Raw genomic sequence first — 21,204 nt, forward strand, 5'->3', positions numbered from 1 at the left:
AGCTCCTTTGCTTGCTTGAATCTCAATTAAATGATTAGTGGAGAAGATTTAAGCGTTTTGCTTTTATCGAATAAATATCTGTATGTTGTAAGCACTCTATTTTTATGCATTAAACCAATATTTTCCATTTGTTGATGCATTTTATGATTAACTTCACCAATCCATTTCATTTCATACTCCGTGTACCTAAATTTTGGAGATTTATTTATTTTCTTTAATAATTCGATAGTTAAGTAAACAGTAATTCCTGTTTTTTGAAACTCTGGGATGATGGCATAAATTAAACCCATTATTTTGTTACAGGGTTTAAAATGTTTCAAACAAAACAGTTTCACAATTTGTACAATACCAAACTTCCCATTTAAATATTTAATTAATTGATTTAAATCTGGAATAGAAAACAATGCAGCTATTGGACGCTGTTGATATTGAGCTAATAAAACCAGTGGATTATTCCCAAATAGCAACATTTTTCTTAGCATATCAATTACAAGATCAGACTCAACTGGTCCATTAAGCCCTAAATCCAGTTTATCTACATAAAGCATCTTTGTAAAATCATAGGAAAATTTTTTGAAGTTATTTGTATCAATCTGTTGAATCGAAAAGTCAGGATTATTTTCATATTCAGAATTAATTTTATGCCAGATTGGTTTTAAGGATGTATCTAAAGCGATGCTATAACCTAATTGATGATAAAACTCTTGAAATCCGTATGCTTCAAACAATTCTTGATAATAAGGTAAATTATAATTCGTAAGGTAGGGTGGGTTCTGAAAACCTTCAACCAATAATCCCCACCATCTGTCTTGTTCTCCGAAATTAATCGGCCCATCCATGGCTTCAATCCCCTGGAATTGAAGCCAGTCTTTTGCCGCATCAAAAAGAATTTTCGCAGCTTGATGATCGTAAATGCAGTCAAAAAAGCCAATTCCCCCTACTAAATAATTACCCGCAATAACTTGATATTGCAAATTAATAAAAGCGGCAATTCGACCAACAAGCTCACCCCGTGTATCACGTAAAATCCAACGTTGAATCCACCCATGTCGAAATGTATTGTTCCGTTGTGGATCAAATACATCATCGATGTCTTTATTCAAGGGGCGGATGTAATCAGCATTATTTTTGTTTATTTTCACATTGACTCGAATAAAATCCTTAGCATCTTTGGTAGTCTGGACTCTAGCTAACTTAAATTGCCCCATAATGAACTCCCTTTAAAAATAAGGAAGCGGGCCTATTAAAAATAAAAGAAGAAAGCTTATGGAAAAAAACAGCACAACATCTGGGAATTGATTTGCAGCCTGCTTTTGCTGCAAAAAATATAAGTTGAATACAAATTTTGTTAACAGAATACGGGTGTTCTGTGAATAAAGTCTTCATCACATGTCACATGCCCATACATTTCATATAAGATGAGTATAGTTGATATTTATAACTTTGTTATCTTAAAGAAAATAAAGAGTTCAGTATGAGAAAATCGAGCTCTATGCGAGCTCGATTATGTAGTTCATTTGCAGTTTTAGCTATTCATGTTCTGGGTGCACAACAAATATACCCGGTGCGTTTCGCAAGTATTCGTTATAATCCATTCCATAACCAAAAATATAGTGATCTTCTACTTGTAAACCGACAAAATCAGCCTTTTGAAGACCATTTACAACGCGCTTCCTATATTTATCAACCAAAACCGCGCTGTATACTTTTTCCGCGCCCAGTTTTTTTACTTCATCAATAATTGCAGCTAATGTGATGCCACCGTCAAGAATATCATCAACCACAAGAACAGTTCTTCCCTTTAAATTAGCCGAAGGTTTCGCTTTCCACACGATATCGCCTCCCGTTGTCTCGCCCTGATAACGGGTTGCATGGACATAGTCTACTTCTAGCGGAAAGTCCAAACGTGGCAATAAATTGCCTAAAAGAACTAAGCCACCTACCATAACACAAAGAAGGACTGGATTTTGCTCTTGCAATTCTTTATGTATATTTATCGCCATACGATCAAGAGCAGCTTCAACTTCATTTGTAGTAAACAAGCAAGTTGACTTCTCATACACTTTTTTAATTTTATCTGGAATAGTCATTATTTGAATCCTTGGGACAAAGAGTGGGATATAAGGGAACGTTCATTTAATCTTTTATTTTTCCTGTGCCAGGAAAAGGGCTAACTTTACTTCCATAACCTGGATTATCTTTAACTTTAGCTGTTCCTTGTTTTGTCACTTCATCAATACGATAAATTGAATGCATGGGAATAAATGTCCGCTTTACACCGTTAAATTCAATTTTTAATCGTTCTTCAGAAGGGTCAACAACCAATGCAGTCTGTTCACCAAACACCAGTTCTTCAACCTCGAGAAACCCAAACATATCACTTTCTTTAACAGAGCGTGCATAAATTTCATAAATTGCTTCTTGATTAGCAAAAGTGATTCTGAATATTGTTTTTTTATTCATAAAATTAACCTGTTCTTATGACAAAGCGAAGTATACAAAAATAAGGGGACACTGTTCAAATTAAATTAACATGAGTTAATTAGCGTCTGAACTCGCATTTCATCCTATAAATGCTAACCTTTAAATTATTAAGAGTTTATTGGGGATAATATACTATGACACAAAACAAGCAGGAACAACCTATCCAATTTAATGAAATGATTTTTTTTCAAAATCTAGTTCCCGGCAAACAGCAATCTCCTTTAATCGATCATTATCGATCCAATGTTCTTGATGAGGAAAGGGATGAGCATATCAAACAGCAGCGAAATGCGCTACTGATGGAGTTCCCTCCAATTCTTTCTTTTCGCGATGAGAAACAGAAAAAAAAATTCTATGATGATGAGGCAAAAAATTGTCAGCAATTTTGTTGTGGTGGTATGAACCCATTGAGTGCTGCATTTATAAGAGACATTGCTTTTGTCCCTAAAGATGATTATGTGTATTCTTCTGGAAATGGTGAACTCTATCAGGGAAGTCAAAAAGAAATAGGCAGCGCAATAAAAGAAGGTATCAATCAAGTACCTTTTGGCAGTTCAGGTCAAAAACAACTAATGGATAGTTTAAAAACCTTCGACGCAACAGTCACTCAAAGAAGTCAATCGACTGACTCCATAGAAACAGAATCTCCTACTCTAGGAGAGATGAAAAGCCCAAATCCGTTTAATACAACACCCAAACCCAAGGATCAGAAATAACATTCCATATAAATGACCACTCTGGATCAAGGGGTGTCCAAATTGAGAATATCTTATACCTGGGCTTAACACTTGATCGTTCTCTCAAGTTTTTGATATGCCATCTGAGCTATTCATACATCATTTGATTTTATCTGATCGACGCAAATTAGATACTTGGGAAGAAAAAATAACAGGCTGCAAAGGAGCCTGATAATCTTTTATCGGCTCTTCAACTGGTTTATATTGCAAATTAGGTTGTATAGCCTGATATTTTTGAGCAATATAACAATAAAATCCTGAAGGGAAAGGCCAAAGCATCTTGCCTATTTCATCCAGAAAAGTAAATTTTTTAATTAGTGATGAGTTATTGACTGGCGGGATATAACAAAAATTACTTAAAGAATACTGTCTATACCCTCTTTGTAAAAAAATTCGATTTATGTTGAATGGGGTTCTCATTTTAACTTTTTGATCGCTATAACAATGTAATAATCCAGTTTTTATTGCCCCACCCCAAAGGCTCCAAGGGTTAATACTTAATAAAACAACAAAGCCCATGGGATTAAGAACGCGATCGATTTCATCGATTAGACTCAAGCTGTTACTAAAAGGCTCCAGAGTAAGTGGGGCAATAATACAATCCACACTATTACGGTCAAGTGGAAGTTGATTTAAAGCACATTTAATTTGCACTTTATCAGCCAATAAAAAAGGAGAAGCAATCCATTTATGAGTGTAATTGAATTTTTTTAGCCAAATGTTATCGCCGCAATTGCCTAATTGCAGTAATGTATCGCCATGTGAATAATCACTTTCAGATTCAAGATTAACTAAAAACTCATGGGCTGCAAAAAGCCCCAGGGGTGATTGGAACCATTTATTCAGGGCGCGATATTGTTTTAATTGTCGTTCAATCAACAAAATAATGCCTTTTAAAATAGTGAATCCTGAATTAAACTACAATACAACGAGTTTCTCATACATACAATCCATTTTCTTTTTTTGAACTTAAATATCTTCCGTTGAGGTTGTTGGCAACTCATAAGACTGAGTCAAAATGGCCTGGATAGTCGAATTGTCCAGAGATGCTATTTAAATAAAAGGTATGATTGTTTTGGCATTGTTTTCGTCCAACCTGCACAACGTAAACAGCAATGTTGACTGAAACACGTGATTTTATTAAATGGATTAACTATAGTTAATATTATTATGAGCTGATAGAAGCCTATGTTAGGAACGGATGAATTAAAATTACATGGAATAGGACAGCTATTTGTTCTTGAAAAGTTGTTAGATAGAGCTCAAGCTGTCGAATTCTGCAAACAAGCAGCTGCAGAAAAAATATCTTTGGTTCAATATCTTGTAAAAAATAACATTTTATCAGCCACACAAATTGCACTTGCAGCGTCGCGTAATTTTGGCGTTCCCATTCTAGATCTTGACTGCATTGAAGTCGATTCTATCCCCGTGAATCTGGTTAATGAGAAATTAATTCGTCGACATTCAATGGTTCCCTTATTTTACCGAGGCAATAATTTATACCTGGCAACAGAGGATCCAAGTATACAAGCATCTTTAAAAGAAATTCAATTCCATACTGGGCTTAATACTCATGCAATTGTCGTAGAGGCTGATAAGCTGAGCGCGCTAATTGATCACTTACTCACATTACAAGAAACTCAGGGTTTATCCGAGTTTGTTGGTGGGGAAAGTGATGAATTTGATGGGCTTATCATTAATGAGGAAGAAGAGCACGAAACAAATATAGCAACTTCACTCACCGAAGATGCTCCCATTGTAAAATTCGTCAATAAAATACTTCTTGATGCCATTAAGCAAGGAGCATCCGACATACATTTTGAACCCTACGAGAAAGAATATCGCATACGCTATCGACAAGATGGTATTTTACACGAAATTGCCACACCGCCAGGAAGTTTGGCTACGCGAATTACGGCTCGCATAAAAATCATGTCCAACTTAGATATTTCAGAAAGGCGAATACCCCAGGATGGGGGATTTAAAATGAAAATATCCAAAACCCGATCCATCGATTTTCGCGTAAGCACCTGCCCTACTACATCAGGTGAAAAAGTTGTTATGCGTATCTTAGATCCTGGTTCAGCAAAACTTGGTATTGAGGCTTTAGGTTTTAGCCCGAACCAAAAAGAACATTTTGTCCGTTCTATTGAACGACCTCAAGGTATGATTCTAGTGACAGGTCCCACCGGTAGTGGTAAAACGGTAACCTTGTATACCGCATTGAATATACTTAATACTAAAGAAGTTAATATCTCTACAGCTGAAGACCCGGTTGAAATTAAAGTGCCAGGGATCAATCAGGTTAATATTAATCCCAAAGCAGGTTTAACCTTTTCCAACGCGTTACGATCGTTTTTACGTCAAGACCCTGACATCATCATGGTTGGCGAGATACGTGATTTGGAAACCGCGGAAATAGCAGTTAAGGCAGCGCAAACAGGACACTTAGTACTCTCAACATTGCATACAAACAGTGCAGCTGAAACACTGAACCGTTTGGTGAATATGGGGATTGCAACATTTAATGTTGCCAGTTCAGTAACACTTATTATTGCACAACGTTTAGCTCGAAAATTATGTGAGCATTGTAAAGTATTGAGGGATGACTTCAATAAGCCAGGCTTGCTGGAATTAGGTTTTACTGAAGCAGATTTAGATGGAATTAAATTATATAAAGCTGGAGGATGTCCTAAATGTACCAATGGATACCGCGGTAGAATAGGTTTATTTGAAGTATTGCCTATGACCAGAACACTTGGCCAGGTAATCATGTCTGGAGGAAATTCCTTAGATATATTAAAGATTGCTCAGGAAGAAGGCATGATTACTATTTATCAATCTGGGCTTGAGAAGATAAAACAAGGTATTACAACTATAGAGGAAGTCAATCGGGTAACCGTTGATTAACTACACAAAAAATGAAAAAAAATGCCAATACTACTTTAACTTTTCATTACACAGGCGTTAATAAAGCGGCTCAAAAAATAAATGGCGATATCGACGCCAGAAGTCTTGCTTTAGCTAAAGTAGAATTACGCAGACAAGGAATTATTGTAAGTAAAATTGCTAAAAAACGCGCTCCTTTTTTCAATTTCAAAAGCAAAAAAATCAAGTCGGGTGATATTACGGTATTTAGTCGCCAACTGGCTACGATGATAGAGTCTGGGATCCCTTTAGTGCAATCTTTTGATATTGTTGCAAAAGGACAGTCAAATAAACGGCTTAAGGAATTAATTGAAAATATTAAACACGATGTTGAAACAGGATTAACCCTCTCAGAAGCATTGATGAAACATCCTGCTCATTTTAACGAATTATTTTGCAATTTGGTGGAAGCCGGAGAAAAATCAGGTTCTCTTGATATCATGCTCGATAAAGTCGCCACATATAAGGAAAAAATAGAAACAATCAAGAAGAAAATTAAAAAAGCCCTGACTTATCCTATGGCTGTTATGGTTGTCGCTCTGATTGTTACGACGGGATTACTTATTTTTGTTGTTCCTCAATTTGAATCATTATTTAAAGGTTTTGGTGCTGATCTACCAGCTATGACCCAAGCAGTAGTGAGCATGTCCAAATTTTTTCAATCCTTTTGGTATTTAATTTTTGGCGCACTGGGTGGGGGGATTTACGCGTTTATTTATGCAGAAAAGCACTCCCCTCAATTTGCACAAAATGTGGATAGAACTTTATTAAAGTTACCCGTTATTGGTCCCATTATTGAGAAAGCTGCAATCGCTCGATTTTCAAGAACACTATCGATTACTTTTGCTGCAGGTTTGCCTTTAGTTGAGGCACTTAAATCGGTGGCAGGAGCGACAGGAAATATTATTTTCGCCAAAGCCACTGATCAAATTAGAGAAGAGGTATCAACGGGGCAACAAATGAATAAAGCCATGGAAAATACTCAATTATTCCCCAACATGGTAATCCAGATGGTAGCCATTGGAGAAGAGTCAGGTGCTTTAGAAAAAATGTTAAGTAAGGTTGCTGATTTTTATGAAGAAGATGTGGATAATGCGGTCGATTCACTGAGTAGTTTATTAGAACCTGTTATTATGGTTGTTTTAGGTGTTTTGGTAGGTGGACTTGTTGTTGCAATGTATTTACCCATTTTCAAACTGGGATCTGCAATATAAGACGCTCATTATATTTCTTTGTAGTCTAGGGGATAAATGTCACTCACTTCCATTAAGTAAAAAAGAACTCTCCTCTCCCATTCGTGGGGGGTGTGATGAGGGCACATGAACTAAAAATAATGCCCTCATCCGCCCTATCGAGCACCTTTTCCCCATGGGGAAAAGGTAAATGATTATCTTAATGACAGTGTGCCTATCACCCAAGCTACAATATTTTATGTGGGATCAATAATGATATATGACCTAATCATCAATCATACTTGGTTTATGTATGTCGTAGTTGCCCTTTTTTCCCTGGCTGTGGGCAGTTTACTCAATGTCATCATTTATCGCCTGCCTATTATGTTGGAAAGAGAATGGAAGCAACAATATAATGAGCTAGCGGGTATCAAGGAAGAGGAACAAAAACCGATTAATTTATTTTTTCCAAGATCATTTTGCCCTTCATGTAAAACCATGGTTAAGGCCTGGCAAAATATCCCTGTTTTAAGTTATTTATTTTTGCGTGGGCGCTGTTATCAATGTAAAAGTCCTATTTCTGTTCGTTATCCTTTAATCGAACTAGGCACAATGGTTCTTTCCCTATACGCGAGCTGGCATTTTGGCTTTACGTTACAACTCATTTTTGTATTGGCTGCGATTTGGATCTTAATTTGCTTATTTTTCATTGACTTAGATTATCAAATTTTACCAGACAGCCTCACGTTGAGCCTGTTATGGATAGGACTTATTGCCAATACGGAAAATCTATTTGCGCCCCTGCCTCAAGCAGTGCTCAGTGCAGCTGGAGGTTATATAGGACTATGGTTATTTATAAAAATATTTTATTTATGTACTGGTAAGATTGGCATGGGCAATGGCGATTTTAAATTGTTTGCTGCTTTTGGAGCCTGGTTTGGTTGGGTATTTTTGCCGTTAATTCTTCTTCTTTCCTCAATAAGTGGTACAATTATTGGTTTATTGTATTTGCATTTGCAAAATAAATCCAAAGATACCACGATTCCTTTTGGTCCTTTTTTATGTATCAGTGGATTAATTTCTTTATTTTGGGGGCATAGTATCGTGAACTGGTATTTGCATCTTTGGATGTAAGATGGCAATCAGTTCCCAGATATGTCTGAACATTTAATAAATTCTACCCAATACAGCTGTTCATTAATGCAGAATGACCCTTTAAATAAGATGAAGAACAGGATTCATAAATGCCCTATCAAGTTATTTTATTTGACTTAGACGACACACTTATCGATTTTGCATACTCCCAACGAGCGGGCTTAAAAAATATATATGAACTATATTACTCAGCAGTTGAATATCCAATTTTTGAGCGTCTTTATAAAGAAATAAATACCCATCTATGGAATCAAGTTGGCGCCAAAAGCAATGCGCTCACCCCACGCGAAGTAAGATTGTTACGGTTTATACAATTAAATCAAAAAATTCCAAGTTCTGCTTCTGCAGAAGAAATAGCGGCAGAATATGATTTAAATCTTAGCGTGCATGCTCACTGGATACCCAATGTTAAAACCGCCATTGAGTTTTTACATCATAAAGGACATATTTTAGGCATTATTACCAATGGTTACGTTGAACAGCAGGGAAAAAAGCAGCAACGCCTTCAACTAAATAACTGGTTTGACTGTTATATTGTCTCTGATGAGGTGGGTGTTGCAAAACCTAATGTTGAAATCTTTAATATTGCCCTGCAAGAAATTGCGAACAAGCACAAACTATCAATTAACAAACGCTCCATATTAATGGTTGGTGACTCAATGGTTAACGATGGGTACGGAGCACGAAATTTTGGGATTGATTATTGCTTTATTAATAATCAATCATTAGATAACATGTCTTTAGAGGCTCCCGTTAAATACAACATCCGTTCAGTTGCGCATTTACCTGCATGCATAGGATACGAAACGGAATATGAGCAATTTTTAAAATCATCTGTGACTGAGGAAGTAGGCGTATAATTCTAAGGGATGGATATGGATATTAATTTAATAGTATTTGCTGCGCCAATATTTCTTATTTTAATCGGTATCGAATTTTTCTTAAAATCAGAAACATATCAATTCAACGACTCCATAAATAATTTCAGTACGGGCATCTTTGAGCAAATTGCTACACTGCCAGCAAGAGGACTCATAATTTTCGGTTATTACTATATCTACGAACATAGTGCTCTTTTTTCTATTAACCCTCACTTTATTGGTTCTTGGATTATACTTTGGCTTTGCGTAGACTTTTGTTACTACTGGTATCATCGGACAAGTCACCGATGCAATTTCTTTTGGATAGGACACTCTGTTCATCATCAAAGTGAGCGTTTTAATTTATCGGTTGCCTTAAGGCAAGGCTATTGGCAAACCCTTACATCCTGGATTTTTTATCTACCTTTAGCCCTTATTGGTTTTCCGACTTGGATGTTCTTAATCGTTTCTTCTTGCAATACGATTTATCAGTTTTGGATTCATACGCAATCAATCAACAAAATGGGATGGTTTGAAACCCTCTTCAATACCCCTTCTCATCATAGAGTACATCATGGTAAAAACCCACAATATATAGACAAAAACTACGCGGGAAGTTTAATTGTCTGGGATAAACTGTTTGGAACTTTCGAACCAGAAAATATTCCTGCTGAGTACGGAGTTACTGAACCATTAGACTCATGGAACCCTTTTTATGCAAATATTAAAGTGATTAAGGATGTATTGTATTATGGAAAAAACCTGAAAAATAAGCTGGATGTCATCCGTGCTTTTCTTATGCCTCCGGAGTGGATAATAAATCGCTTACAACAAGAGAATATAAACATCCCTAAACGAATCGTTCAACAAAAAAACAGCAAATCACCTAAATTTTACATGTTATTCAACACCGCTCTTGCAATCGTCTTATATGCCTATCTTTCATTAATATTTACATTGAATTCATTGAATTCATGGCTTCTTGGAGTTTTCATATTATTTACCCTCTATATTCTTGGAGCGGTCGCCAATGGAAAACAAAAAATTTTAATTACTGAGATAATGCGTTCGATTTTAATCGTATTTATTTTGATTCCATCAAATATGCATCTATTTTTATCTTTGGGCTTAATGATATTGTTTTTATTCATTAATCTAAGTTTGTTCTATTTTGAGTTCCTCAAAAATCAGCAGTATACCACCTCCATTTCAGCATAAATAAAAGGATTAACTCGTTCAACTCAACCGAATACAGGTTTTATATACTATACTAAAAACAGTTAATAAATATTTAACATTTGTTTTCCTGCGGTCAATTCGTAGTTCGATGGGGTAAAGATGAAGTGTTTTTTTTTCTAAAAAGTACTTTATTTACGAGGTAAAAACTAAAAAGGCATTATTTTAGGAGACCTCTATGAGAGTTGGCGAATACTGTAACCGGGATGTAGTGGTTATCAATGGCAATGAATCGGTAAAAAACGCTGCAGAGCTCATGCGTACCCACCATGTCGGAGATTTGGTTTTAGTTGAAGAACATAATAACCAAAAAATACCCATAGGCATTGTTACCGATCGTGATTTAGTCATTGAAGTTATGGCAGCAGGAGTTCAACCAGAGTCACTATTAGTCCGAGATATTCTCACCGATCCTTTTAGTTGTGTTTTTGAAAACGATAGTCTTTTTGATGCGCTAGAAATAATGCATTCCAAAAAAATTCGTCGCTTACCTGTTATCAATGAAAACAAAGCGCTTATAGGCATAATTACCTTAGATGATCTTATTGAAATTCTGACTGAAACAATGACCCATATAGTTGATGTAGTTAAGCTTCAACAAAAAAAAGAAGCGAGACAAAGAACATAGCTTTAAAAAACGATATTGATGTCTGTGATATAAGGAGCAAGCAATGAACAATTCAGTACATTTTCCTATAAAAATTGTATTCAATAATCTAAGGCACTCTCGAGCTATTGAGGGCAATGTTCGTAAGCATGCTGAAAAATTAGGAACGTATTGTGATCGCATTATGAGTTGTAACGTAGGGATTGAAACGCATCGACATCATAATAAAGGGAAAATTTATCATATACGTATAGATCTTTCGGTGCCCAATGCAGAACTTGTAGTAAATCGTGATCTTGCAGACCATCATGCACATGAAGACGTCTATGTTGCAATAAGAGATGCTTTTCTTGCCATGACACGACAACTTAAGAAGTATGTTCACAAACAGCGAGGAAAAGTAAAATACCATGAACTACCACCTGAAGGACTAATTCGCGAAATCGCACCTGTTGCGGATTACGGTTTTATTGAAACCATTGATGGAAGAAGACTCCGTTTTACCAGTAAAAGTGTCATCGATTATGATTTCAATAAATTAGAAGTCGGAAAAAGAGTTCTCTTTGTTGAAGCCAAAAGCAACGATGGTCCCGCAGCGAGCACTGTTTACGTACAATAATTAACTTTGATGGAAAAGACATTCTGTCTTTTCCATCAAAAATCTTAAATTCTTACCTTGCATGCACTATCTCAGGCCATACCACCATCGATTCCGAGGACTTTTCCTGTAATATAAGATGCCTTATCCGAAGCCAAAAAAACAATAGTATGAGCGACTTCCTCAGGAAGACCTGCACGTTTTAAAGGTACCATCTCGATAAAAGCTGCTTTATTTTCCTCAGTGCCTGTAAAGCGCTCAAACATATCTGTACTAATCGGGCCAGGAGCAACTGCGTTGACGCGAACATTAGCTGCAGCGGCCTCAAGTGCGGCGACTTTTGTAAATCCTTCAACTGCATGCTTTGTTGCGCAATAAATCGATGCGCCTGGCACTCCTGTGTGACCGGCAATTGATGAAAGATTAATAACACATCCAGAACCTTGCTCCATCATCACTTTGAGCTCATATTTAAGACATAAAAAGACACCCAGTACATTTGTATCAAAAGTAGCATGATAGTTTTCCAAAGTTTCATCAATAATGGAAACTGGTAGTCCCTCTGTGCCAGCATTATTCACAGCAACGTCCAAATGCCCAAAGCGTTTTATTGTATTGTCTATAAGGGATTTTACTTCTTCTTCATAACGAACGTCAGCTCGAATGAATACAGCATCAACTCCACTAGTGCGTAGCTCTTTTGCTAAAGACTCCCCTATTTCGTTTTTACGGCCAGAAATTACGATATTTGCACCTTCTTGCGCAAAAGCAAAAGCAGTTGCTCTACCAATTCCAGCAAGAGCACCTGTAATTAGAACCGTTCTCTTTTTCATTTTAAATTCCCTTTTGTATTGAAAACATCATTCCATCGAGTATAGTACAAATAAATTCAAAGTCTCATCACGTGGTATATTATTCTATTTAACTAAATACTACTCGTTTCCCATAAAGTCATAATGGTAAGATACCGCTTTTTTAATCCAATTTTTAGGTTCAACTCATGGAAAACAAAATTGCTGCAATTTATGTCACCAAACCCGAGTTTCTTTCACTGCTTTCAGAAGAATTAGGTGATGTTTCAAATATTGCCGAAGATTTGGTCTGTTCACCTCATAAAAAATTGGATGTATGTTTTGCACAAGATATTTGGTTAGAACCTCAGGTAGTAACATTCCAATCGATTTCTGAAGCGGTAAAAATTCTACGCCAAGCCGGAAAATTCTGGTACTTACATCCTATTTCCCATATTAGACGCTCTCGATTAATTGCAGAACAATTACGTGCCATTCCTCCGCTCATGCGGCATTTCCCCCTGGAATCTGAGATTCCACCCATTGGAGTTTTCAGTTTGCTGGATAAAAACACTTTGATTTATAGCGCCACACGTCAAAAAAAATGGCCTCAAGGAACATGCTATTTTATTGAAGATAAAATCAATCCTCCAAACCGTGCCTATTTAAAACTCTGGGAGGCACTCACTCTTCTTGAAAAATATCCAAAGTCAGGAGATAAAGTTCTGGATTTAGGCGCTTCTCCGGGAGGATGGACTTATGTCATGCAATCATTAGGTGCCTCAGTCACTGCTGTTGATAAGGCTTTATTAGATCCTCAAATAGCCAAGTTACCTAACATAAACTACGTACAACAAAGTGCTTTTGCTATAGAGCCGGCCAAATTGGAGCAAAACTATGATTGGGTTTTATCAGATGTTGCATGTTACCCTGATCGTGCTTATGCACTCATTATGAAATGGATAGAGTCTGGAAAAGCGAAGCAAATGATTTTTACGATTAAATTACAAGGTAAGGTGGAGTTATCTACAATAAAACTATTTCAAAAAATACCCAATTCTTTTATCACTAACCTGTTTTATAACAAACATGAAGCAACTTTTTTTTATCCTTATCCCAAATAACAACAGAATTTCATCCAAAAGCACACTTTCTTCATATTTTTTTAAGGAAAATCAACTAAACTATATATATCACTAGGGTGTTCAAATAGTTATTCGAGATTAATATATGTCTGGTTCTAAAGAAGAAACAAACAAGTCAATTACCAGTGATCAGCTGCATAATAGAAACTGTTTTAATTACTTAAGAAATGTTAAGTTTCCTGATTTGATACTAGATAAGCTTCCCGCCGATCTGGCTAAAGATTTAAAATCGCTTCGCGGTAAAGAGAAAAAGGACTATGATCCAAATTTCCCATATGGTGATTTGTACACTAAATTTTTTGATTATCTTGATGAACATATTAAGACAATTTATGATGCCCCTCGATCAGCCCTAGGTAATGCCCTCGAGCAAATTAAAAACTATCAAAATCTACCTAAAAAAGAAAATGATAAGCTACAACAATCTATACGATTTTTTGTCAAACAGTTAGGCGTTTTAGATTACATAAAAAATTCCCATACTGCCCTCCATTTGCTGTCTGAGTTACCTAAGGATCCTACAAAATATAAGGGAAGCTATATATACTGCAATAACTCCGGCGGAAAGAGACTTTATTATATTAGTCCAGATGGCACTCGAAATGAACTGAGTATTGATGAGCGAAAATTTAACGAAAATCTAGCCAAGATAAATGAGCAGCAAATTACCCCATTTCTTCTTAAAGAGGATCAAGTTACTACCTTGATAACAGATAACCTACGGGATCAGAATGCTGACCTCCATGTGTTACCTGAATTACCTGATGATCTTACAACATATATAGGAAGCTATATATATTGCGAGGACTCTAAAAACAATAATGAAAACAAGAAATTGTATCATATTGAAGCAGATGGTACTTGTAAGATAATAAATATTAACGATTTCGAGCAATTTGACCTTAATTTAAAAGAGATTAATAAACAAAACAGAAAACTGCTACATCTTAATAACGATGAAGTGACTCAATTAATAACTACAAACGTCTGTAAAAAAACACTTGAACAAAAGCTTGACCTAAAAGTCGAACGTCTTGGAAAAGAAATCGAAGTTTTAGAAGACTTTATTTTTTCTCTTTATGCTAATGATAATGACATTTTAGAAGATACTTATAAAGAAATTGAGCACATTACATTAGGCCATACCCCAAACTCGCCTGGCATTCAAAAATCCATTGCTCGTCATGTAAGCGATAAAGGGGAGTCAATTAACAGTGAAACCCAATCACCAGCAGAGCAAGAATCAACAACAAGCAAAGTCTCAGCACTTTACGCTGATGTTTATAAACCACAACATGGTACCAGTTTGGCAACCATAAGACGGTACCGCTCTAATTTAAGTTTTACTGAATACCGTTTTGGAACACAGGGGCAACGTCACCACGGCGAGGCCCGAGTTAGCCCTTTATTCGAAAGATTCCTAGCCATAGAAGAAAACAGAGAACAAGCCAGGATAGAACAAATCAAAAAAGAACGCTCTGAAAAAAAATTAAAGCAGGAAGATCAAGTTAAGTTAGACCAGCCCGCACTAATCCAAGCCGAAGTAGATCAAGCCTTATTACAAAAAGAAGAACCTGCTGATGAGGATGAAGATATTGATGAAGATAGAATAACCCATATTTATTTTAATGTGCTGGGTCGTGATATTGTTCCAGGAATAAAGGAAAGCATAGCACATGAGAGAGCAAAGGAAGGCGCATTAACCGAACAGTTAGAAAAGCTTGAGTTCGATCCTATAAATAATCCAGCAGGCCATAAAAATGTGGCAGTCATCACACTTCCTGCCGACAAGGGGCTAATGAGCCACGAACATTATGCAAGTACCCAGGCAAAACATAATATTGTCGATGTGAAAGAAGAGTTTTTACGAATTGCACGAGAGGGTCGTGACCTTCATTTGATGGACCAGTTACCTGTTGATCGTACACAATATAAAGGGAGCTATATATATACCGACAGCGGTAACGATAAAAAACTATTCTATATCAAATTAAATGGTGAAGAGGAAGCAGTAAACATTAAGGATTTTTCTATATTTGAGAAAATCAAAGAAAGGAAACTTGAGAGCCCTGTATTACTTGATGATTACCGAGTTAAAACATGGATCACAGAAAATGGTGGTCACACCCCTCCTCTAACCAAAGTTAAAGATTTTCATATTAGTAAGCGGGTTCGTGAGAAAGTATTTCGTAATGAAGATGGAAAATATACACCTGAAACTGAAACCAAAATCATCAATGATTTACTGGACAGGAGCTTCAAAGCATTAGGATATTCGCAAGATACTGTGTTATCAGATGCTCAACGACAAGCGGTATGGTTTCATTTTTTAAAATATGAACTGACAAATCACATTATTGAATCCTTAAACCCTAAAAGTATCAACTTTACCTGTAAAGATGCAATTGACCGCGGTGGAGTTGCTTCTGCTTATTTCAACTTAATGAAATCATTTGAAAAAACAACTGAAAAGGAAGCAAAGGCCGGAATAATGAAAGTCCCAATGAGTAGGGAGGAGTTTGAACAAGCCTTACATGCTGCACCCACAATGGTTAAAGGTCGTGGTATGAATCATCATATCGACCTCATCTGGAACGCTATTGATGCTTATGTCAATGAACATTATGATCAATTAATAAATAACAAAGATCAGGCTTGGTTAATTGAATGGAGAGATTATAATTGCCCTCATGAACGTGTCGATGCTTTATTAGAAAAACGCTTAGGTGAGTGTAAGACCGAATTATCGACTCACCAGGACAAGCTTTTACAAGACCTACAAACAAAGCTACAAGAGCTAGAAACAGAACTACAAGAATCACTAGAAGAACCACAAAAAGAACCAACACTAGAAGCTCCTCAGAAAAAACCAACACTAGAGGAACTTCAAAACAAAATTGACGAACTTCAAAAAAAACTACAAGCGCGACAAGAAGAACCAGAACTAGATGAACTGCAAGCAAAACTTAACAAACTACAAGAGCAAACCAAAACCATATCAAAAAAATTAGATGCTCTCTCAAAAGGAGTTGACGTTTTAAATGAAGTAGATAAACAAAAACAATGTAGTGGGAAACGTTTATTATTAGAAACTACCCTTAGAACTACTTCAATGGCAATTAGTCCCGAAACTCAGTCAATCAAAAGTTGCCAACAATATAAAAAACTTCATGATGAACTTTCGATTAACTTCCCTGATTTAAAAATTTTAAGAGGTGCAATGAAAATATTTGCGGGTACTATCATAGATGCAGTCTTATCAGCAGTATCCAAAATTTCTGGTGGTAAAGTAAATGTTAAATCCGACTTAACATCCCGCGGGTGGGCTACATTTAATGCCGGTCAAGAACACAAAGCGCGAAAAACATTGCAAGAGCAAATGAGAGGACATATGTTTAAAATTAGGCTCGAGAAGGAGGCTCCTGTTCAAGATACATCTGACGCTCCTGCAGATAAGACATGTCATTGAAGTAAAATGGATGAATACCGATTTTTATACATCACGCCTCATCATTAAAATATATCCCTATAAAAAATAGATTAAAAAAATAGAAATATTTGTTAAGCTGAGTATTAAAAGGAGTGTGTCAATCCTAAAACTCTTCAAATTGATTTCAAGGAAAAAATCATGGATCTAAAACTTAAAGGAAAAACAGCATTAGTAACTGGTTCCACTGCAGGAATTGGTTTTTCAATTGCACAAATATTAGCTCGTGAAGGTGTAACGGTGGTGATTAATGGTCGTTCTAGAGAAAGAGTAACTGAGGCAATACAACAAATCAAAGCAAGCAATCCTGAAGCCAATTTGATCGCCGCTCCTGCTGATTTAAATCAAAAAAAAGATACCGATGAATTGATTAAACAAATTCCTAGAGTAGATATTCTTATCAATAATGCGGGTATTTATAATGCCAAACCTTTTGTTGATATCTCGGATGACGAGTGGTTGCAGATGTTTGAAGTCAATGTAATGAGTGGTGTCCGATTAAGCCGTCATTACCTTACCCCAATGCTGCAACAAAACTGGGGCAGAATCATTTTTATTTCCAGCGAATCTGCATTACAAATACCTAAAGAGATGATTCATTATGGTATGAGCAAGACAGCACAACTGGCAGTTGCCAGAGGTATCGCTGAACTAACAAAAGGAACTCATGTCACGGTCAACTCAGTTCTCCCTGGACCTACAAGCAGCGAAGGTGTTAGCCAGTTTGTGGCCGATCTTGGAAAACAGCAAAACAAAACAGCAAAACAAGTCGAAGAGGAACTTTTTGAAAACTTAAGACCCACTTCATTAATCAAACGATTGGCTCATACTGAAGAAATTGCGAATATGGTTGCATTTTTATCTAGCCCTCTGTCTTCCGCGACTAATGGTGCTCCTATTCGCGTGGATGGAGGCCTTATTTTATCAATTGCATAGTCTGTTCTTCTTGATCAATTTCATTCATCTTATGAAATTGTGTCGCTTGATACGCGGTATCTACTATCTTAACTAACTCTGGATGACGGGAGAGGCTTTTTCTATTCGCATCTCCCATTTATAAAGACAGCATCTATAATCAATTTATATGAAAAGCTATTGTTTTCATTTACTTGCAGACCTTCTACCGTCACAATAACTTTTTCTAAAGCGATTCTCTAATACCAATATAGACCGCACATTGTTCTTGTTCCATATACACTTCAAAATCAGTCTCATACGCTCTAGCAAGAGTAGATTGAGTATCAAAATAGTGCCAAATTGCTTGCCAGATTTCGATGATCGCTTTGGGCATCGGGCCAGAATTTTTAAAAATAAGATAATTACCTTTTTTGATGCTAATCTTATCAAAATCATTTACTTGTGGATCTTGTGTCGCGACTCCAGCAGTGACCGTATAAAATCCATTATGATCTGACTCATACGCAGAATACACTCCATAAATCGGTGATCTCGATTTTATTGATATGGGTGAGGCATAAAATCTTTGCCAAAGCTCTGGTAACTTTGCTGTTTTAGAATTAAATTCATCGGCGTTTTTAGTGCGTACACTCAGTCCCGTCACGGTAAATGCTTCAACTTTAATTTGTTGTGGTTTAATGTGGATCATCTCATTCTCTCTTTTAGTGGATTATAGCCATTGAGCCTGCATGGCATTAGCAATAATTGACTTATCGTGGTCACTGAGTGGAATTAGCCCAAACCGCAATGAATAACCCCAGTTTTTATTGTTTCTAGTGAAATCAAGATCAAAAAGCAAAGGCGCGATAGGAGTCTCAACTGCCTTGGCCCACTCTACATCCCGTCGAAAAGGATGAAAATCGTCATCCATCTCTACCTGATAGGGCTCACCAGCCTTAACAATCCCTATAGCGGTTAATGATTGCAGCTTATCCTTTGCTTTATAAATACGCGTTGGTGAATAATAAATGACAAAGTCATTGGGTTGAATTCGTTTTAAAGGAGCAAGCCTACCATGGCAGACCTGCATTATTCCCATTTGCTTGCCCAAACGCACATGCTCTGCCGAAGCAACAGCCAACCAACATTTACTCATGATTTTTTGCCAGACGTTCAAATAAATGATGAGTATAATCTACCTTAGTGACAGTTTGTGTCAGTAGAAAACGGCCTTAGCCTTTATTAATTTCCTCTATAAATTTCACTGAGTCTACAGTAAGCGCAAATGAATCTAAATCCAAATCCTCCCTCATGTGTTGTTGATTACTGGTGCCGGTCAATGGCAGCATGCCTATTTGCAATGCAAAACGGAATATAATTTGTGGTATTGTCTTCTTGTATTCTTTCGCAAGTACATGCATCCGATCGGTAAGTAAATCGGATTGGTTTGCAGTAAGCAAAGAAAATCCCTGATAGATTAATCCATTTTTTTTACAAAATTCTCGAATCGATAAATCCCATTGATTGCTGGCAAAACATCGATTCTGTACAAATGAGGGTTTCACAGTGGCAACGCGATATAGGGTTTCCAATTGTTCTAGAGTTACATTCGAAATACCAAGCAACCTAATTTTTCCTTGATTGTATAAATCCTCCATTGCAGCCCAAATATCTAAATCATCTTGAACAAGTCCAGAACGAAAGGTAGGTCCATGAAGAATATAGGAGTCAAGGTAATCTGTTTGTAAGTGATTTAGAGAACTTAAAAAAGATTGACGCACCTGATTTTGAAGTGAGTCTGTTTCATCATAGGGTTTGCGATGATCCTGACCAAGGGCAGGTGTGAATTTTGTTTGTAAAAATAAATCACCACGACTTTTTCCCGTAGCGTTTAAAAATTGTTGAATTCCATGCCCAACACCTTCTTCAAAATAGTGCATTCGTTGATTTGCGGTATCAATTCCAACAAATCCGCTTTTTAATGCCTGAAAAGTTAATTCTTGGGTACTCTCTTCTTTCCAGGCAGTACCGTATATAAAGGGTGGAATATCAATCTGATCCAGTCTGTGAGTAAATTCTTCAAGCATGAGTTAATCCCTTAAGTGTATGATTATAAATTGCTTTATAGTATCGTTTAAAAAATAAATCAATTAGTGCATCAATTGATAAAAATCAAACCTTATTGTTACTAAAAAACTGCGTTTTGCTCCAGACCTGTTGGTCCCGAATTTATGGCGCCAACGAAATAAAGTGAGTTGATAGAGTCAGCGGGTGTAATGTACTGGAGTCTTCGACCTTTTGTCGTCATCATTGGGATGACGGAGGGCACGAAATACTTGTGCTTGTCGTTTTCAAGGTAAGCTTTTTCCATTTTTTTAAAAGCGATTGGCGACGATCAGGATAACCTGTGTCCATTAGACTTATTTCAAGAATACGATCCGTTCGAAAATGACGGAAATCTTGTCTTAGCTCGCACCAGGCAATAAGAATACGAACTTGGTCAAAAAAACCTAATGCTAGTGGCCAAATCGTTCGTTGTGATGCTGTTTCATTGACATCCTGATAACCTAATTGCAGTTTTTTTTCCAATCGCATTGCTTTTCTGATTAAAATTAAATCAGAGTCCTTGCTTGCAGCAACCTGTCCTGGGGCAATAAGTAGGCCTGGAAGTTCTAAGTGTTCACGTAATTCATTTGGAAGTACTGCTGCTATTTTCGCCAAAGCGTTTTGCGCAGCAAATTTGAGCTGGGTATCTGCTCGGTCAATTACCCAACGCGAACCAAGTACGAGGGCCTCGATTTCATCTGCAGAAAACATAAGCGGAGGCAGTGTAAATCCTGGACGTAGCACATATCCTATGCCTGACTCCCCTTCGATTGGAGCCCCTTGTCCTTTCAGCATCGAAATATCTCTATATAAAGTACGAAGGCTAATTCCTAACTCTTGTGCTAGAGTTACGCCGCTTACAGGAAACCGGTGACGTCTTAATATCTGAATTAAGTCCAATAATCGCTCAGTTCGTGACATAGTCAGTAAAATCTGCATAAAATTTTACTGCTATATTATTCAAACCGCACTTTAAATGCCAACAATTTAAGACACTGTTT

At 36.7% G+C, this 21,204-nt stretch carries 21 protein-coding genes; 11 read left to right on the forward strand and 10 right to left on the reverse strand.

The genetic code is table 11. The annotated features are described in order from the left end of the window. Window positions 1–26: 26 nt before the first annotated feature. From ACF8MK_RS14150 to ACF8MK_RS14165, 4 genes are all read right to left on the reverse strand, one after another. Window positions 27–1,208 (reverse strand): hypothetical protein, encoded by a 1,182-nt coding sequence (locus ACF8MK_RS14150; protein ID WP_392537198.1) that lies wholly within the window; start codon window positions 1,206–1,208, stop codon window positions 27–29. Then, complete coding sequence (locus ACF8MK_RS14155; protein WP_392537199.1) at window positions 1,195–1,386, reverse strand: DUF6356 family protein; 192 nt, start codon at window positions 1,384–1,386, stop codon at window positions 1,195–1,197. The genes ACF8MK_RS14150 and ACF8MK_RS14155 overlap by 14 nt, the downstream gene beginning before the upstream one ends. Before the next feature lie 143 nt (window positions 1,387–1,529). Further along, window positions 1,530–2,090, reverse strand: a complete 561-nt coding sequence (locus tag ACF8MK_RS14160; protein WP_265704782.1) for a hypoxanthine-guanine phosphoribosyltransferase — start codon at window positions 2,088–2,090, stop codon at window positions 1,530–1,532. A gap of 46 nt (window positions 2,091–2,136) precedes the next feature. Next, window positions 2,137–2,463, reverse strand: coding sequence for a DUF1820 family protein (locus ACF8MK_RS14165; RefSeq protein WP_265704781.1), 327 nt, complete (start codon window positions 2,461–2,463; stop codon window positions 2,137–2,139). A 155-nt stretch (window positions 2,464–2,618) separates the two neighbouring features. On the opposite strand from ACF8MK_RS14165, the gene ACF8MK_RS14170 reads away from it, so the two are divergent. Beyond that, window positions 2,619–3,200: a hypothetical protein gene (locus tag ACF8MK_RS14170; protein ID WP_392537200.1), complete on the forward strand. Its 582-nt coding sequence runs from the start codon at window positions 2,619–2,621 to the stop codon at window positions 3,198–3,200. Between the two features lie 120 nt (window positions 3,201–3,320). Here the strand turns inward: ACF8MK_RS14170 and ACF8MK_RS14175 are convergent, their stop codons facing one another. Beyond that, window positions 3,321–4,103 carry a methyltransferase domain-containing protein gene (locus ACF8MK_RS14175; protein ID WP_392537201.1) on the reverse strand — a complete coding sequence of 261 codons (783 nt, stop codon included), beginning with the start codon at window positions 4,101–4,103 and terminating at the stop codon, window positions 3,321–3,323. Window positions 4,104–4,409: 306 nt separating this feature from the next. Here ACF8MK_RS14175 and pilB point away from each other — a divergent pair, with 306 nt between their 5' ends. The 7 genes from pilB to ACF8MK_RS14210 all read left to right on the forward strand — a co-directional run bounded on the left by pilB (window position 4,410) and on the right by ACF8MK_RS14210 (window position 11,798). Beyond that, window positions 4,410–6,131 carry a type IV-A pilus assembly ATPase PilB gene (gene pilB, locus ACF8MK_RS14180; protein WP_265704776.1) on the forward strand — a complete coding sequence of 574 codons (1,722 nt, stop codon included), beginning with the start codon at window positions 4,410–4,412 and terminating at the stop codon, window positions 6,129–6,131. Between the two features lie 11 nt (window positions 6,132–6,142). Further along, entirely contained in the window at window positions 6,143–7,363 is a 1,221-nt protein-coding gene (locus ACF8MK_RS14185) for a type II secretion system F family protein (RefSeq protein ID WP_265704775.1), read from the forward strand. 231 nt (window positions 7,364–7,594) lie between these two features. Further along, window positions 7,595–8,455, forward strand: a complete 861-nt coding sequence (locus ACF8MK_RS14190) for a prepilin peptidase (RefSeq protein WP_392537202.1) — start codon at window positions 7,595–7,597, stop codon at window positions 8,453–8,455. Between the two features lie 110 nt (window positions 8,456–8,565). After that, window positions 8,566–9,336: an HAD family hydrolase gene (locus ACF8MK_RS14195; RefSeq protein ID WP_392537203.1), complete on the forward strand. Its 771-nt coding sequence runs from the start codon at window positions 8,566–8,568 to the stop codon at window positions 9,334–9,336. A 15-nt stretch (window positions 9,337–9,351) separates the two neighbouring features. Further along, entirely contained in the window at window positions 9,352–10,554 is a 1,203-nt protein-coding gene (locus tag ACF8MK_RS14200) for a sterol desaturase family protein (RefSeq protein WP_392537204.1), read from the forward strand. Window positions 10,555–10,750: 196 nt separating this feature from the next. After that, window positions 10,751–11,200, forward strand: coding sequence for a CBS domain-containing protein (locus ACF8MK_RS14205; RefSeq protein WP_392537205.1), 450 nt, complete (start codon window positions 10,751–10,753; stop codon window positions 11,198–11,200). Between the two features lie 43 nt (window positions 11,201–11,243). Beyond that, the gene (locus ACF8MK_RS14210; protein ID WP_392537206.1) at window positions 11,244–11,798 is read left to right on the forward strand and encodes an HPF/RaiA family ribosome-associated protein; all 555 of its coding nucleotides are present in this window, start codon (window positions 11,244–11,246) and stop codon (window positions 11,796–11,798) included. Window positions 11,799–11,869: 71 nt separating this feature from the next. On the opposite strand, the gene ACF8MK_RS14215 is transcribed toward ACF8MK_RS14210, so the two are convergent. Further along, window positions 11,870–12,610 carry an SDR family NAD(P)-dependent oxidoreductase gene (locus ACF8MK_RS14215; RefSeq protein ID WP_392537207.1) on the reverse strand — a complete coding sequence of 247 codons (741 nt, stop codon included), beginning with the start codon at window positions 12,608–12,610 and terminating at the stop codon, window positions 11,870–11,872. 167 nt (window positions 12,611–12,777) lie between these two features. On the opposite strand from ACF8MK_RS14215, the gene ACF8MK_RS14220 reads away from it, so the two are divergent. From ACF8MK_RS14220 to ACF8MK_RS14230, 3 genes are all read left to right on the forward strand, one after another. Continuing rightward, a complete protein-coding gene (locus tag ACF8MK_RS14220) occupies window positions 12,778–13,692 on the forward strand; it encodes an SAM-dependent methyltransferase (protein ID WP_392537208.1) in 915 nt (304 codons plus the stop codon). Between the two features lie 106 nt (window positions 13,693–13,798). Beyond that, the gene (locus tag ACF8MK_RS14225; protein ID WP_392537209.1) at window positions 13,799–17,182 is read left to right on the forward strand and encodes a hypothetical protein; all 3,384 of its coding nucleotides are present in this window, start codon (window positions 13,799–13,801) and stop codon (window positions 17,180–17,182) included. 159 nt (window positions 17,183–17,341) lie between these two features. Further along, window positions 17,342–18,136: an SDR family NAD(P)-dependent oxidoreductase gene (locus ACF8MK_RS14230; RefSeq protein WP_392537210.1), complete on the forward strand. Its 795-nt coding sequence runs from the start codon at window positions 17,342–17,344 to the stop codon at window positions 18,134–18,136. Window positions 18,137–18,341: 205 nt separating this feature from the next. On the opposite strand, the gene ACF8MK_RS14235 is transcribed toward ACF8MK_RS14230, so the two are convergent. The 4 genes from ACF8MK_RS14235 to ACF8MK_RS14250 all read right to left on the reverse strand — a co-directional run bounded on the left by ACF8MK_RS14235 (window position 18,342) and on the right by ACF8MK_RS14250 (window position 21,124). Then, a complete protein-coding gene (locus tag ACF8MK_RS14235) occupies window positions 18,342–18,806 on the reverse strand; it encodes a GyrI-like domain-containing protein (protein ID WP_392537211.1) in 465 nt (154 codons plus the stop codon). Window positions 18,807–18,827: 21 nt separating this feature from the next. Beyond that, window positions 18,828–19,253, reverse strand: coding sequence for an EVE domain-containing protein (locus ACF8MK_RS14240; protein ID WP_392537212.1), 426 nt, complete (start codon window positions 19,251–19,253; stop codon window positions 18,828–18,830). A 76-nt stretch (window positions 19,254–19,329) separates the two neighbouring features. Continuing rightward, window positions 19,330–20,184, reverse strand: coding sequence for an aldo/keto reductase family protein (locus ACF8MK_RS14245; protein ID WP_392537213.1), 855 nt, complete (start codon window positions 20,182–20,184; stop codon window positions 19,330–19,332). Window positions 20,185–20,404: 220 nt separating this feature from the next. Continuing rightward, complete coding sequence (locus ACF8MK_RS14250) at window positions 20,405–21,124, reverse strand: helix-turn-helix transcriptional regulator (RefSeq protein ID WP_392538973.1); 720 nt, start codon at window positions 21,122–21,124, stop codon at window positions 20,405–20,407. Window positions 21,125–21,204 lie beyond the last annotated feature (80 nt).

It is taken from the genome of Legionella sp. 227 (assembly GCF_043161935.1).
Lineage (GTDB): Bacteria > Pseudomonadota > Gammaproteobacteria > Legionellales > Legionellaceae > Legionella > Legionella sheltonii.